A 14,578-nucleotide genomic window follows, 5' to 3' on the forward strand; every position below is an offset into this window, starting at 1 on the left:
GGGAAAGAGACATGCCAACAACTTACACACATGACATTTTCGGCAAGGAGGTATATAAAAGACTTCCTTCTGAGATAAAAGAGGCAATCAGGGAATCCAAAAGTATGTATCTGATCGGCCTGCACGGACCTGATATTTTGTTTTACTATCAGCCCCTGATGAAAAACAGGGTGAGCGGGCTGGGACACCAGGTTCACCAGAGAGAGGCCGCAGAATTTTTCTGCCAGGCTGTTGTAAAATACCAGGAGGAGCCGACTGCGCAGATGTTATCCTATCTGCTGGGATTTGGATGCCACTACATTTTGGACAGCACCTGTCATCCCTATGTACGGCGGTTTGAAAAGGAAACCGGTGCGTCCCATTCAGAGATTGAATCTGAGCTTGACCGGTACTATATGCTGCGTGAGGGAAAGGACCCGTTTACCTACAGACCTGCCGTAAATATCTTCCCCACAATGGAGGGCTGCAGGACCATAAGCAGGGCCTTTGGGAAGATCACAGTGAAGCAGGCGGCAAAAGCACTTCACGGTATGAGATTTTACACCGGAGCCCTTGTCTGCAGCAGCAGCCTGAAGAGAAAGGGACTGCTGGGAATCATGAAGCTGTTTGGATGCCGGGACACTCTGGGAGGCCATATCATACCGGCAAAGCCGGACAGAAGATGTGATATGGCAACAGATGTACTGCGTCATCTGTATGAGGAGGCATTGGATGAGGCGGTGGAAGCACTTACAAATCTGTACGGCTGCATGGTAAAGGAAGAGCGGCTGTCGCAGCGCTTCGGCAGAAATTTCGGCTGAGAAGAACGGGGGGCATATGAAGGGATTAACCAAACTGGAGAAACAGTGGGTACTGTATGATGTGGGGAACTCAGCGTTCGTCATGCTGTGTACCACGATCATTCCCATTTATTTTAAGAATATAGCCACAGCGGAGGGGATTTCCCTGGCGGATTCCACAGCGTATCTAAGCTATGCACTGTCTGTGTGTACCATCCTGGTAGCGCTCATGGGTCCGGTGTTCGGAACCCTGGCGGACACAAAAGGGTATAAGAAACCCATGTTCGCCACTTTTTTTGTGATCGGCGTAGTCGGGTGTCTTTCTCTTGCCATACCCAAGGAATGGCTGGCTTTTCTGGTGGTACTGGTGATCGCCAAGACCACATATAGTATGAGCCTGATCTTCTATGATTCCATGCTGGCAGATGTGACTGTGGATGAGAGGATGGACATGGTTTCCTCCCATGGCTATGCGTGGGGGTATATCGGGAGCTGTATTCCCTTTATCGCCTGTCTGCTCCTCATACTTTTTGCAGAGAAGCTGGGTATCTCAGGCGTTACGGCAACCATGATCTCTTTTGGGATCACAGGGATCTGGTGGTTTGCAGTCACGATTCCCCTATTGAAAAATTATAATCAGAAGCATTGGGTGGAGGTAAAGGGCAGCCCGGTAAAGGAGAGCTTTTCCAGACTGAAAAAAGTGCTCTTTAAGATCAATAAGGACAAAAAGGTGCTTTATTTTCTGGGCGCGTTTTTCTTCTATATTGACGGCGTTTACACCATCATCGACCTGGCTACCTCCTACGGAAAGGACGTGGGAATTGATGACACGCATCTTCTTCTGGCACTGCTGCTGACACAGATTGTAGCGTTTCCCTGTTCTCTTTTGTTTGGAAAGTTCTCGGCAAGATTTAAGAGTGAGAAGCTGATCAAAGTATGTATACTGGGATATTTGGGAATCGCACTGTTTGCCCTTCAGCTTGACAGGGCATGGGAATTCTGGTTCTTAGCAGTCTGCGTGGCTGTATTTCAGGGGGCCATCCAGGCGCTTTCCAGATCTTATTTTGCAAGGATCATTCCCAAGGAAAACTCCAGCGAGTATTTCGGGTTTTATGATATATTCGGAAAGGGAGCGGCGTTCATGGGAACCATGCTCATGGGCATTTCCACACAGTTGAGCGGAAGTTCAAGGACAGGAGTGGGAATGCTGGCGGTGATGTTTATCATCGGATTTTTCCTGTTCGGAAAGACAGAGAAAATCAGCCGCAGCGCTGCATGACAAAGAACGGAAGCTGTACTGTAACCGGGGCGGACCGGTTTGGTACAGCTTTTTGTTATAATCCTCCCGGGACAGGCATATAATGTATAAGAAATTTTGTGTGCAGGGATGGAAGCATGAAAAAAATTATAAGTTGGATTTTGGTATGCGCAGTGATAACCGGGTGCTTCGTGGTACATAGAGATACCGTCTGGGCAGAGGAAAATGGACAGGGTGTTGGCAGCCTGTACGCCACCTCAGCGGTACTTATGGATGCGGACTCGGGGAGGATACTCTATGAAAAAAACGGGTTTGAGAAAAGGCCCATGGCCAGTACCACTAAGATCATGACCTGTATTCTGGCTCTGGAGAAGGGCAACGCGGAGGATATTGTGACAGCATCCGCCTATGCGGCATCCAGGCCGAAAGTACATCTGGGAGTGACAGAGGGAGAAACCTTCCGTTTTGGAGACCTTTTGTATTCCCTGATGCTGGAGAGCCACAATGATGCGGCTGTGATGATCGCGGAACATCTGGGAGGAAGTGTGGAGGGATTCGCGGATATGATGAACGCCAAGGCCGGAGAACTGGGGTGTGAGGATACTTGTTTTATCACACCCAACGGCCTGGATGCCGCTGTCACAGTGGGGGAGGAACAGAAGGTGCATTCCACAACAGCGGCAGACCTGGCACGTATCATGAAGTATTGTATCAAAGAATCTCCCTGCAGGGAGGAATTTCTTAACGTGACAAGGACGGCCTCCTACAGTTTCTCGGACGCGGAGGGAAAGCGGAGCTTTTCCTGCAACAACCACAATGCTTTTCTGAACATGATGGAGGGTGCCCTCACCGGAAAAACCGGGTTTACGGCAAATGCCGGTTACTGCTATGTAGGTGCCCTCACCAGGGACGGCAGAACATTCATTGTTGCCCTTCTGGCATGCGGATGGCCGAATAACAAGACCTACAAATGGAAGGATACCACAAAACTTATGAATTACGGGCTGGAAAATTACAGTTACCGTTCCTTTTCTGACGCGGCACTTCCCGATATACCGGCAGCCATACCGGTTCAGAACGGACAGAGTGAAACCCTGGGAGATACAGCCCTTACTGAGGTGGAGGCTGAGACAGCTAAGGACTTCGGTATGCTGATGCGCCGGGATGAGGAAATTGAAGTGAGTTATGAGGGAAAAGAGACTTTGAAAGCACCGGTCAAAGCGGGAACGCAGGTGGGAACCATCACTTACCGGGTGGGAGGCCAGACATTTCTCACCTGTCCGGTGAAGATCAGGCAGTCTGTCAAGAAGATAGATTTTCCCTGGTGTCTGGAAAAGACCATGGACAAATGGGCATTCGGCGCAGCGGGCTGATCGCGGGGCACTTTACAATTTTTGACGTTGTGATAAAATAAAAGAAAAAACAAGGAGGAATCAGAACATGAATGCAGTGATGGAAAATATTTTGACCAGAAGAAGTATCCGGGCATTTCAGAATAAGGAAATTCCACGAGAAGAGCTGGAACAGATCATCCGGGCCGGACTCTATGCGCCCAGCGGACAGAACCGTCAGACATGGAAATTTACCGTGGTGACAGACCGGGAGCAGATCGGGAAGCTGGCGGAAGTCATAGGAAGGAAACTGGGAAGAGACGGGTATGACATGTACAGCCCTCAGGTTCTGATCATTCCGTCCAATGAAAAGGAAAATCAGCATTCCATGGAGGACAATGCCTGTGCTCTGGAAAATATGTTTCTGGCGGCTCATTCCTTTGGGATTGGTTCTGTCTGGATCAACCAGATGCGGGATATCTGCGATGAGCCTGAGGTGCGGGAGATGTTAAGGAGCTGGGAGATACCGGATTCCCACAGGGTATTCGGCATGGCTGCCCTTGGATATGCTGCGGCATCAGAGAAAAAAGAAGTGAAAAAAACAGGAGAGGTACATTTTGTGTAACAGCCAGGCAGGTATCCGCATTTTCCGTGCGGACCGTAAGTTACCATATTGTATGACAGGACATTTAGCATGGGACATATAACATCAAAAGACGCATATAAAAATCTGGAAGAAAGAATCAACTGGTTTACCCAGGGAGCGCCGCCTTCGGAGACTTTTTATAAGATCCTCCAGGTGCTCTACACGGAGAAGGAGGCAAAATGGGTGGCACTTCTGCCGGTACGCCCCTTCACTTTGAAAAAGGCTGCCCGTATCTGGGGGACCACGGAGGCAAAGGCGGAAAAAGTGCTGGACCATCTGTGTGAGAAGGCGCTGCTGGTGGATTCCACCTACAGGGGAGTCCGCCGTTTTGTCATGCCGCCGCCCATGGCCGGGTTTATTGAATTTGCCCTGATGAGGACCAGAGGGGATATTGACCAGAAGTATCTCAGCGAACTGTATTATCAGTATATGAATGTGGAGGAGGACTTTGTAAAAGACCTTTTCTATGCCACGGAGACAAAGCTGGGCCGTGTCTACGTGCAGGAACCGGTGCTTACCACGGAAAATACCCTGCATATCCTGGACCATGAGCGGGCCAGCCACATTGTGGAGGAGGCAGAGTACATTGGCCTGGGAACCTGTTACTGCAGACATAAGGCATATCACGCGGGGCATCCCTGTGAGATTGATGCTCCCTGGGATGTATGCCTGACTTTCGGCAATGTGGCCCGCTCCCTGGCAGAGCACGGCGGACATGCCCGGCTTATCTCCAAGGAAGAAGCCATGGACGCTCTGGAACGCTCCTACGATGCGGGACTGGTGCAGATCGGGGAGAATGTCAGAGAGGACCCGGCGTTTATCTGTAACTGCTGCGGATGCTGTTGTGAGGCTCTGCAGGCTGCCAGAAAATTCTCTCCCATGCAGCCGGTGGCAACCACCAATTATATCCCGTCGGTGGAGGAGAAGACCTGTATCGGATGCGGAAAGTGTGAGAAGGCATGTCCCATTTTTGCCATTTCCATGGAGACGGTCCCGGAGGACGGGAAAAAGAAAAGACGTCCCGTGGTGGATACGGATATCTGCCTGGGCTGCGGTGTGTGCGCATCCAGATGTCCCAACGGTTCCCTGAAACTGGAGCGGCGTCCGGTACAGGTGATAACGCCTGTGAACAGTACGCACAGGTTTGTGCTCCAGGCCATAGAAAAAGGAACGCTTCAGAACCTCGTATTCGACAATCAGGCATTTGCCAACCACAGAGCCATGGCTGCCGTGTTTGGAGTGATCTTAAATCTGCCTCCGCTGAAACAGGCACTGGCAAGTAAGCAGTTTAAATCTGTATATCTGGATAAACTTTTGTCAAGTGCTGTGAATAAAAGCAGGAATAAAAAATAAACGGAAAAAGGATCTTTCGCTATCTTGCGCTGCATAAGGCCGCGGTGCATAGAAAACGGAAGATTCTTTTTTTGATATATCAAACAACGAAGGTAAAATGTGAAAAAAGTGTGAAATTAGCACTCACCTATTGACAGTGCTAATAATGCGTGCTATATTACAATTAGAACAAGGGAAAAGAAAGTATCCCCTGCCAAATGTAACAATTCATTGATTGATATATAGGAAAGGAGAATGACTTATGAGAATGATGCCCAGTATTTTTGGAGAAGATTTATTTGATGAATGGATGGATTTTCCTTTTGAGAAGGAGTTCTTCGGAAGGAAGAATCCGCTGTACGGAAAGAATGAGAAGAATCTGATGAAGACCGACGTAAAAGAGACGGAAGATTCCTTTGAAATTGACATTGACCTGCCGGGCTTCAAGAAAGAGAATGTAACGGCCAGACTGGAGAACGGATATCTCACCATCCAGGCATCCAAAGGACTTGACAAGGATAAAGAGGATAAGGAAGGAAAATATATCCGCAGAGAACGCTACGCGGGAAGCTGCTCCAGAAGCTTCTATATCGGCGAAGGCGTTACCCAGGATGAGATTCGGGCCAGATTTGAGGACGGAATCCTTCGTCTCACGGTACCTAAGAAAGACAAAAAACAGGTAGAAGAAAATAAATATATCTCCATTGAAGGATAAGCTTCTTTGTTACCCCTCCTTTGAGGACCGCCGCTTCGTCTGTAAGCGGCGGTCCTTTTTGGCTTGCCGGGAGACAGACAGCAGCAGTTTACAAGATCTGTCTCTCTGTGCTATGGTAAGAGAAAAAACAGGAGATATTTTAGGATGAAGACAGTTATCATGAATTTTTCCGGTGTGTACCCGGAGGAAGATTTTTATAGACAAAAGGCCGGTGATTATGAGATGGTGGATTTTACCCATGCGGAAGGGGTCAATTGTTACTGTACCTCGGAGGCAGAACAGGAGATAAAGGAAAGGATTCGGGCATATGGCCCCTGCGGCATCCATTTTCTGGATTCCGGCAATTATCACTATTTATCAAAATTTTGGATGGAGATGATTGACACTCCTTTTTCCCTTCTTCTTTTTGACAATCACACAGACATGCAGGAATCCGCATTCTTTGGCCTTCTGTCCTGCGGAAGCTGGGTGAGAGAAGCTATGCTGTCCAATCCCCTGCTGAAAAGTGTGTGTATCATAGGGCCAAAAGAGGCAGATTTTCAAAGGGATATACCGTCAAAACAGGTGACCTGGGTATCTGCCGAGGATCTGCAGGAGGGCAGACTACAGAAGTTCAGAGAATTTTTGGAGGGGGAATCCTGTCCCTTATATCTCTCTGTGGACAAGGATATTCTCCGGGGCAGGGATGCAGTCACAAACTGGGACCAGGGAGAGATGAAACTGGACTGCCTTCTGGGCCTGATCGAGGAGGCGGCAGCGGCAAGGAAATGTATCGGAGGGGACATCTGTGGGGAAAATCCACCCGAGAGTGGTTTCTGTGAAAATAGGGAATTACACATAAACAGTCAGACAAATGAAAGATTAAAAGAGGTAATGGCTAAAGTGATGGTAAATTCTACCAATAATAGTAATTCTTATCAGAAAGATTGACACGGGGAATTGTATGCCTGTATAATAAAAAACAAATTGCAAATGTCGAAATATGTAGAACAGGAAAAGGAAATCTGAGGGGAGAAAGAGACGCGAAAAGTCATGGGACGGGAATGCCGTGGAAGTCTGCACATATGTGCGGAAGGCCGGGCAGTTCGGGGCCTGTGTTTTATTATGTATACGGAGGAAAAAGGGAAAGAATGGAAGAGAGAGCACAAGAGACAAAAGACATCAGGGAATTTCTGCCATTGTCAAACAGCCAGCAGAACATATGGAATTTGGAGATGGCCCATCCGGGTACGCCGATCAATACCATATGCACCGTACTGCGCATTGACGGTAATTTTCATGTGGAGTATCTGCAGGAATGTATCAGGCTTTGTTATGAGGACTATCCTGTTCTGCGCACCAGGATCACACTTCGGGAGGGAGAGGTGTGCCAGTATATTGATCCGCATATACAAAGAAATGTTCCGTTTCTGGATTTTTCCAGGACAAACAAAAAGGGCGCGGATATCTGGGATGTTTCCGTGGCACGGGAGCATATTACGCTTCTGGATTCCCCCCTGTGTCAGATGATACTTTTTAAGAGGGCGGAAAATACAGGCGGAATTCTGACAAAAGTGCATCATATCATAGCGGATGCCTGGTCCCAGACGGTTGTGACCAACCGGATCATTCACAACTATTTCCGCATGTTAAAGGGGGAGGCGCCGGACAGAGAGCCTATGCCGGACTATGCGCTGCATATTGCGCTTGAGAATAAGTATCTCGCCTCAAAAAGCTTTGAACGTGACAGGGAATACTGGAAGTCCATGCTGAAGGATATACAGCCGGCAGCAGCAAAAGAACACCCCTACGCCCAGGTCAGCCCTGTGGGAATCCGCAGGTCTTTTGCAGTCTCCAACCGGATGAACCGTATGATCGCAGGCTTCTGCAGGGAAAAGAAGGTATCCCCTTTTGCCGTGTTTTATATGGCTTTGGCGATCTATCTGCGCAGGATCAAAGGGCAGGAGCGGTTCTGCATCGGTGTCCCCACAATCAACCGTCTGAATTTCAAGGAAAAACAGATGGCAGGCATGTTTGTAAATACTCTGCCCTTTGTCAATGAGCTGGATGCATCCATTTCCTTTCAGGAATTTAATGAAAAGCTGCAGACAGACTGGTACCAGCTTCTCTATCACCAGAGAATGCCGTTTTCGGAGATAAAAAAGCTGGCTGCCCGGAATCAAGAGGGAGCCGCACCGGATCAGCTCTTCGGAATTGTACTGTCCTACCAGAACGGGCAGATCCACCATCTGCAGGGCGCCCAGGTGACCCTGGAAGGGCGCTGGCTCTACAGTGGCTACCAGGCAGAACCTCTGTGTATTCATTTGAGCAGCAGAGATGAGGATAACCGGTTTCAGGTGGATTATGATTATCAGACACAGCTTTTTTCCGAGCGTGAGATCACGACTCTGCATCAGCATTTGATGGACATTCTGCACAGTGCCCTGCTGCATCCCAAGACACCCATAAAAGAACTGTCTGTCATCAGTGAGGAGGAGGAAGAGCGCCTCATCTTTGACTTTAACCAGACAGATACCTGGTATCCGAGAAAACAGAATATAGCCGACCATCTGCGGGAACAGGCAGTCATGAATCCAAAAAGGGCAGCTGTCATATTCAGAAATGAGAGGCTTACCTATGAAAGATTCATAAGGGAGGCAGAGCAGCTTGCAGGGAAAATTGCCTGTTTCTGTCCTGAAGGAGGAAGAAATGTAGCTGTCCTAATGGAGCGCAGTGACAGGCTTCTGGTTGTTATGGCCGCTGTGGCGTTTTCCGGTAATGCATGGCTGCTTATAGACTGCCGCCAGCCGGCTGCGCGTATCAGCGAACTGCTGGAGGGAAGTGAGGCGGTTCTTGTTGTCTCGGACGGGACAGCGGAGATTTTAAATCCCGCCGTACCGGTCTTAACGGAGGAAATGCTTGCAAAGGGAAAGAGTGCCGCCTGTGTTGCTGCAGGACCTGATGACCTGGCCTATCTTGTCTATACATCCGGAAGTACGGGAACACCGAAGGCTGTGGAGGTGGAGCAGCACAGTGTGCTGAATCTGGCGGCTGCCATGGCACCTCTTTATCCCAAAGGGGCGGTTCTGTCCATCTGCAATGTGGGTTTTGATGCCTTTTTGCTGGAGAGCATCAGCGCGCTGTTAAACGGCAGGACCATTGTGATGGCGGAGGAGGCCGTTTGTAACCGGCCTGCAGGTCTGGCAGATCTCATTAACGGTTACGACGCCGGATTTATGGCTTTAACGCCCTCCAGGCTTCTGGAATATCTGAAGGACCCGGCATTTGGAAAGGCCATGTCTCATATAGAATGCGTTGTATGCGGAGGAGAAAGCATGCCTCCGGAGCTTTACCATGCTCTGCGTTTCTGTTCTTCTGTTCAATTATATAACCAATACGGTCCGTCTGAGGCCACTGTGGCAGTGAGTCACAGCGCGGTTACCGGCAATGAGATGATTTCCATCGGGAAACCTCTCGGCAACTGCAGAATTTATATACTGGACGAATCCATGCGTCCCCTGCCTGTGGGTGCTACCGGTGAGCTTTATATCGGCGGGGACTGCCTGGCCAGGGGGTATCATGGAGATGAGGAACTCACCAGGAAAAAGTTCGTGGAGGACCCCTATATTCCCGGTGAACGTCTGTACCGGACAGGTGATATGGGATACTGGACGCAGGACGGTGAGATCATATTTACGGGCAGGAAAGACGGACAGTTAAAAATCCTGGGGCACAGAATGGAGCCTGCGGAGATTGAGGAAAAACTGGTGTCGCATCCAAAAGTAAATATGGCTGCAGTGAAAGCTTTTGACAATCTTCTGATTGCCTATTATACCTCCGGGGAAGGGCTTGAGGGAGAAGAACTTCTCTCTTACGCGGCATTTTATCTGCCAAGATATCAGGTGCCTGCAATGGCGGTGCTTCTGGAAGAAATGCCGGTCACTGCCAGCGGAAAAGTGGATTATAAAAAGCTTCCGAAACCGTATATGCCTGATGTACAGGAGGCACCTGCCGACGAACTGGAAGAAAAACTGCTGGAAATATGGAGGAAATCCCTGCAGCAGCCCGGGCTGAGCATTCATTCCGATTATTTTCTAAGCGGCGGGGATTCCCTGAACGCGGTTGCCATGCTGACGGAAGTGGAACGGGAGTTTTCTGTCCTTCCTGAGCTGACCAGCCTGTATGCCTGCCGGACTGTACGGCGCTTTGCCAATCTGCTGCGCGGCAGCAAGGCAGATGCGTCCTCTTACCACACAGAGATACCAAAGGCCCCTGACGGTGATACATATCCGCTGACGGCTGCCCAGAGAAGCTTTTATGTGCTGGAGCAGACAGATGAGACAAAGACAGGCTATCACATGCCCGGGATTTTTCTCGTGGAGGGTAATCTGGACAGGGAAACACTGACTCGTGCGTTTCACAGAATCATAGAGGAGGATGAGACCTTCAGGACAGGATTTGAGATATCCGGTTCCAGCGTACAGGCCCGTGTACACAGGCAGGTGGAGTTTGAGCTGGAGGAAGTGCAGGGGCGGAATATAAAAGAGGCGGCCGCCGGTTTTATACGGCCGTTTTCCCTTGACAGACCGCCGCTTATGCGGGCCGGATTTTTCACGGAGGGGGAAAAGAAATATCTGCTTCTGGATATACATCACCTGATCTCCGATGGCATGAGCAGCCAGCTTGTTTTTGAACGGCTTCACAGAGCGTGCCTGGGGGAAGAGACGGAAATGCCGAATACTACTTACAGGGATTATGCCTGGTGGGTGGATAAAAGACCGGAAAAACTGCAGAAACGCCAGGAGGATTACTGGAGGGCCAGGCTTTTAGAAGACCGGGAGGAGCTTCGTCTTCCCACAGACAGGATACGCCCCGGTGTGTTTGACGGGCGGGGGGCCAGATATTATTTCCATATGCCGCATGAGATGGAGGAAGCGGGAAGAAAATTTTGTGCCCAGCAGCAGGTGACCCCTTACATGCTGCTTCTGTCCGCATTCGGCATATTGCTCTTCGGCGTGTGCGGACAGGAAAAAATCGTGGTGGGGACTCCTGTTTCAGGCCGGCGCCACGGGGATCTGAGCCGGGTGACAGGTGTGTTCGTGAATACCCTTCCTGTATTTTTGGAGCCGGAGAGAAAGAAAAACTATCTGGAATATCTGCATCAGGTGCGGGAACGTGTGCTGGAAATGCTGGACAATCAGGATACACCCCTGGAAGATATCGTAGCCATGTCAAATGCAGAGCGGAACAGGGACAGGAATCCCCTGTTTCAGGTGCTGTTTTCCCTGACTGCAGCGCAGACCGAAAATCTGCCTCTGGGAGATGCGAAACTCTCCATGGTGCAGATGGAAGAAGTATCTGTGAAGATGGATCTTCATCTGGAAGTGATCCAAAGCGGAGAGGAAAGCCGTTTTTGTTTTGAGTACGCGAAATCTCTTTTTGACAGTGTGACCATTGCGTTTTACAGCCGCTGTTATCTGGAAATCTTAAGACAGATCCTGGAGCTTCCCCATCAGGAGATCGGCAGCATCAGTCTGTTGGAGGACAGTGACAGAATCCGCCTGCTGGAGGAACCGAATTTTGTGAGAATGCCTTATGACGGTACTCTGATCGACCGGTTGATCGACCGGCAGGCACGTCTCTATCCGTCACGCACGGCTGTATGCTGGGGCAGTAATAAGACATATACGTTCGGGGAATTAAAAGAAAAGTCAGATGGTCTGGCAGCGTATCTGGTCAGCAGGAATATTCAGCATGGAGACAGAGTGGCCTTTCTTTTAAAACGGGATGGGGATATGCTGGCAGCCATGCTGGGAATTTTAAAAGCAGGAGCTGTCTATCTTCCCCTGGACCCTGCACTTCCGAAAGAACGGATCTGCTATATGCTGGAAAATGCGGAGGCAAAGCTGCTTCTGTGCAGCAATGAAGTGAAATTGCCCGGTGAGATCCCCTGTCCGGTGCTTCCCCCTGTCTTTGATGGTGACAGGGCAAAACTGCCTGTAAAGGGACGCAGCGGCGGGGATGTGCTGAATGTGATATATACCTCAGGAACAACAGGACAGCCCAAGGGCGTTATGATGGTACACAAAGCAATTTCAAACCTGGCGGCACATGCAGATGCTATTCTCGGAAGGGAGAATAGCTGTGTGCTCTGTGCGTCCAACTGCGTATTTGATGTGTTTACCATAGAGACGCTGCTGGCCCTTGCCAGAGGAAGGCGTGTCAGTGTGGCGGATGAGGAGGAAATGCTTCTCCCCTGGAAGATGGCGGAGCGGATGAGACAGGACGGCGCTGCGGTGCTGCAGCTCACGCCTTCCAGAATACAGATGTGTCTGCAGGAGGCTTCCTTTGCGGAAGTTCTTGCACAGACGGAGGTATTGATCCTCATGGGAGAGCCGTGGACACTGGCACTGAAGGAGAGAATCAGGAAGCTTACCAATGCCCGGATCTTTAATATCTATGGTCCCACAGAGACATCTGTTTACAACTGCCAGGGGGATATTACGGATGACAATGCCATCCACATAGGAAAGCCCATCGGCAACTGCCGCTATTATCTTCTGGACCGGGAGATGCGGCAGGTGATGCCTACCGGGACAGGTGAGATTTACATAGCCGGGGAATGCCTTGCAAAAGGGTATATCAACAGGGATGATCTTACGGAACAGGTATTTCTGCCGGACCCCTTCTTTGCGGGTGAGTTCATGTATAAAACAGGTGATCTGGGACGCCTTCGGGCTGACGGGAACTGGCAGTGCCTGGGAAGAGTGGATTCTCAGCTAAAGCTCAACGGACACAGGATTGAGCCTGAAGAAATCGAGGCACAGATGCTGCAGTCCGGTCTTGTAAAAGAAGCGGCAGTGGTGCCTGTGAAAAGAGAGGGAACCGTATCAGCGCTCTGTGCTTTTGCTGTGCCCCAGGCCGGATTTTCGGAAGGATCCGTAAGAGATTTTCTGGCAGAGAGGCTGCCTGACTATATGGTACCCGGTCAGGTGAGAACTCTTGCGCAGATGCCCAGGACCTCCAGCGGAAAAGCGGACAGGAAGGCTCTGGAAGGAATGGCATGTATTTCGGATACAAAAGAGAAAAACGCACAGGCTGCGGAGGACGAGCATTCCGATGAAACAGTTATCGCACCGAAGGACGAACATTCCGATGAAACGGTTATCGCACCGGAGGAAATCTGGCGTGAAGTTCTGGGCCAGGAGCCGGATCTGGATAAGAGCTTTTTTGTACAGGGAGGAACTTCTCTGACTGCTATTGTGGTCCTGAGCCACTATTACAGCCGGCATTGGGATTTTTCACTCAACGATTTTTACCGGCATCCCACTTTGCGGGAACAGATACAGATGATTGGAAAGAGCGCGGATCATGTCTCCGAAAAAGAGGAGAAAACAGAGGGGCTCGAGTCAAAGCCGGCCGCAGCGGAGGAACGTCTGCCAAGATATGTATGCAGTCTTTCCGAGAAAGCAGATACAGGGAAAAATTTACTGCTGACAGGCGCTGCCGGTTATCTGGGAGCACATCTTCTTCGAGAACTGACGGCAGATGATCAGAAAACCATATATTGTCTTTTGAGAAAAGGCAGAGAGGCAAAGCTTACGCAGGTGCTTTCCTTCTATTTCGGAAAAAGCGGTGCAGACAAAATAAAAAGACAGGTCAGGATACTGGAGGGAGATATTACCCTTCCGGATCTGGGACTTGACAGGGAGATATATGAAAACCTCACAGATACCATAGAAACCGTAATCCATGCGGCAGCGGATGTCCGTCATTATGCACCCATGGAGGAACTGCTTCTGACAAATGTGGAGGGGACAAAGCATATGGTTTCCCTGGCTGAGAAAGCGGACGCGCTGTATATTCATATCTCCACAGTCAGTGTTTCGGGAGAATTTTTAAAGGATGCACCGAAGCTGCCGGCAGTATTTTCGGAGAGAGACCTGGATATGGGGCAGAACTGGGAGGAGAATCCCTACGTGAAAAGCAAGATCCTGGCTGAGGCGTGGGTCTGCCGGGCCATGGACAGGGGATTGAAGGCCGGTATTTTCCGGGTTGGACGCCTCATAGGCAGAAAGAGCGACGGGGTGTTTCAGATAAATCCGGAGACCAACGCGTTTTACCGTCTGGTAAAAGGTATTCTGGAACTTGGGCAGATGCCGGAAGACTTTTACCGCATGCTGCTTGAGGTCACACCTGTAGACCAGTGTGCCCGGGCCGTCTGCAGTCTGATGGGACAGCCGGGCGGTGCCTGGCATATTGTGAATCCGGATGAGGTGTCTTTGGGTGCCCTTCTGGAAGAATGCGGGCAGGTAGAGTGTGTATCTGACCAGGTATTTGAGGAAAATTTGAGAAAACAGGCGTCAGCGTCCAGTTCACCCTATATACAGGCTGCAGCGGAAACTTATTTTTCAGGCAGGGCACAGAGAACTGCCATTTATGTGGATGCGAGAAGGACGGTATGTGAACTGAAACGTGTGCAGTTTGACTGGGACCATACGGACTTATATCAGGCAGTGCGCTGTTTTAGAAGCTGAG

Annotated in this window: 8 protein-coding genes; all 8 read left to right on the plus strand. The window is 50.0% G+C overall.

The features are described from left to right. The first annotated feature begins 11 nt into the window (after nt 1-11). A complete protein-coding gene (locus tag V8Q34_RS16360; RefSeq protein ID WP_052099522.1) occupies nt 12-800 on the plus strand; it encodes a zinc dependent phospholipase C family protein in 789 nt (262 codons plus the stop codon). A 16-nt stretch (nt 801-816) separates the two neighbouring features. After that, nucleotides 817-2,058 (plus strand): MFS transporter, encoded by a 1,242-nt coding sequence (locus tag V8Q34_RS16365; protein WP_033141785.1) that lies wholly within the window; start codon nt 817-819, stop codon nt 2,056-2,058. Between the two features lie 116 nt (nt 2,059-2,174). Next, nucleotides 2,175-3,410, plus strand: coding sequence for a D-alanyl-D-alanine carboxypeptidase family protein (locus tag V8Q34_RS16370; protein WP_335835920.1), 1,236 nt, complete (start codon nt 2,175-2,177; stop codon nt 3,408-3,410). Nucleotides 3,411-3,477: 67 nt separating this feature from the next. Continuing rightward, on the plus strand, nt 3,478-3,993 hold the full coding sequence (locus V8Q34_RS16375; RefSeq protein ID WP_033141783.1) for a nitroreductase family protein: 516 nt from the start codon (nt 3,478-3,480) through the stop codon (nt 3,991-3,993). 69 nt (nt 3,994-4,062) lie between these two features. Continuing rightward, nucleotides 4,063-5,367: a 4Fe-4S dicluster domain-containing protein gene (locus tag V8Q34_RS16380; RefSeq protein ID WP_103731097.1), complete on the plus strand. Its 1,305-nt coding sequence runs from the start codon at nt 4,063-4,065 to the stop codon at nt 5,365-5,367. A gap of 241 nt (nt 5,368-5,608) precedes the next feature. After that, a complete protein-coding gene (locus tag V8Q34_RS16385; protein ID WP_081960386.1) occupies nt 5,609-6,061 on the plus strand; it encodes an Hsp20/alpha crystallin family protein in 453 nt (150 codons plus the stop codon). Between the two features lie 144 nt (nt 6,062-6,205). Further along, a complete protein-coding gene (locus tag V8Q34_RS16390; RefSeq protein ID WP_054351265.1) occupies nt 6,206-6,991 on the plus strand; it encodes an arginase family protein in 786 nt (261 codons plus the stop codon). 200 nt (nt 6,992-7,191) lie between these two features. Beyond that, entirely contained in the window at nt 7,192-14,577 is a 7,386-nt protein-coding gene (locus tag V8Q34_RS16395; RefSeq protein ID WP_335835921.1) for a non-ribosomal peptide synthetase, read from the plus strand. Nucleotide 14,578 lies beyond the last annotated feature (1 nt).

Source organism: Blautia sp. JLR.GB0024 (assembly GCF_037000545.1).
GTDB lineage: Bacteria > Bacillota > Clostridia > Lachnospirales > Lachnospiraceae > Blautia > Blautia celeris.

Coding starts and splice junctions, on each gene's coding strand:
- V8Q34_RS16395 (WP_335835921.1), top strand. CDS start 7,192: ATGGAAGAGAGAGCACAAGAGACAAAAGACATCAGGGAATTTCTGCCA.
- V8Q34_RS16380 (WP_103731097.1), top strand. CDS start 4,063: ATGGGACATATAACATCAAAAGACGCATATAAAAATCTGGAAGAAAGA.
- V8Q34_RS16375 (WP_033141783.1), top strand. CDS start 3,478: ATGAATGCAGTGATGGAAAATATTTTGACCAGAAGAAGTATCCGGGCA.
- V8Q34_RS16390 (WP_054351265.1), top strand. CDS start 6,206: ATGAAGACAGTTATCATGAATTTTTCCGGTGTGTACCCGGAGGAAGAT.
- V8Q34_RS16360 (WP_052099522.1), top strand. CDS start 12: ATGCCAACAACTTACACACATGACATTTTCGGCAAGGAGGTATATAAA.
- V8Q34_RS16370 (WP_335835920.1), top strand. CDS start 2,175: ATGAAAAAAATTATAAGTTGGATTTTGGTATGCGCAGTGATAACCGGG.
- V8Q34_RS16385 (WP_081960386.1), top strand. CDS start 5,609: ATGAGAATGATGCCCAGTATTTTTGGAGAAGATTTATTTGATGAATGG.
- V8Q34_RS16365 (WP_033141785.1), top strand. CDS start 817: ATGAAGGGATTAACCAAACTGGAGAAACAGTGGGTACTGTATGATGTG.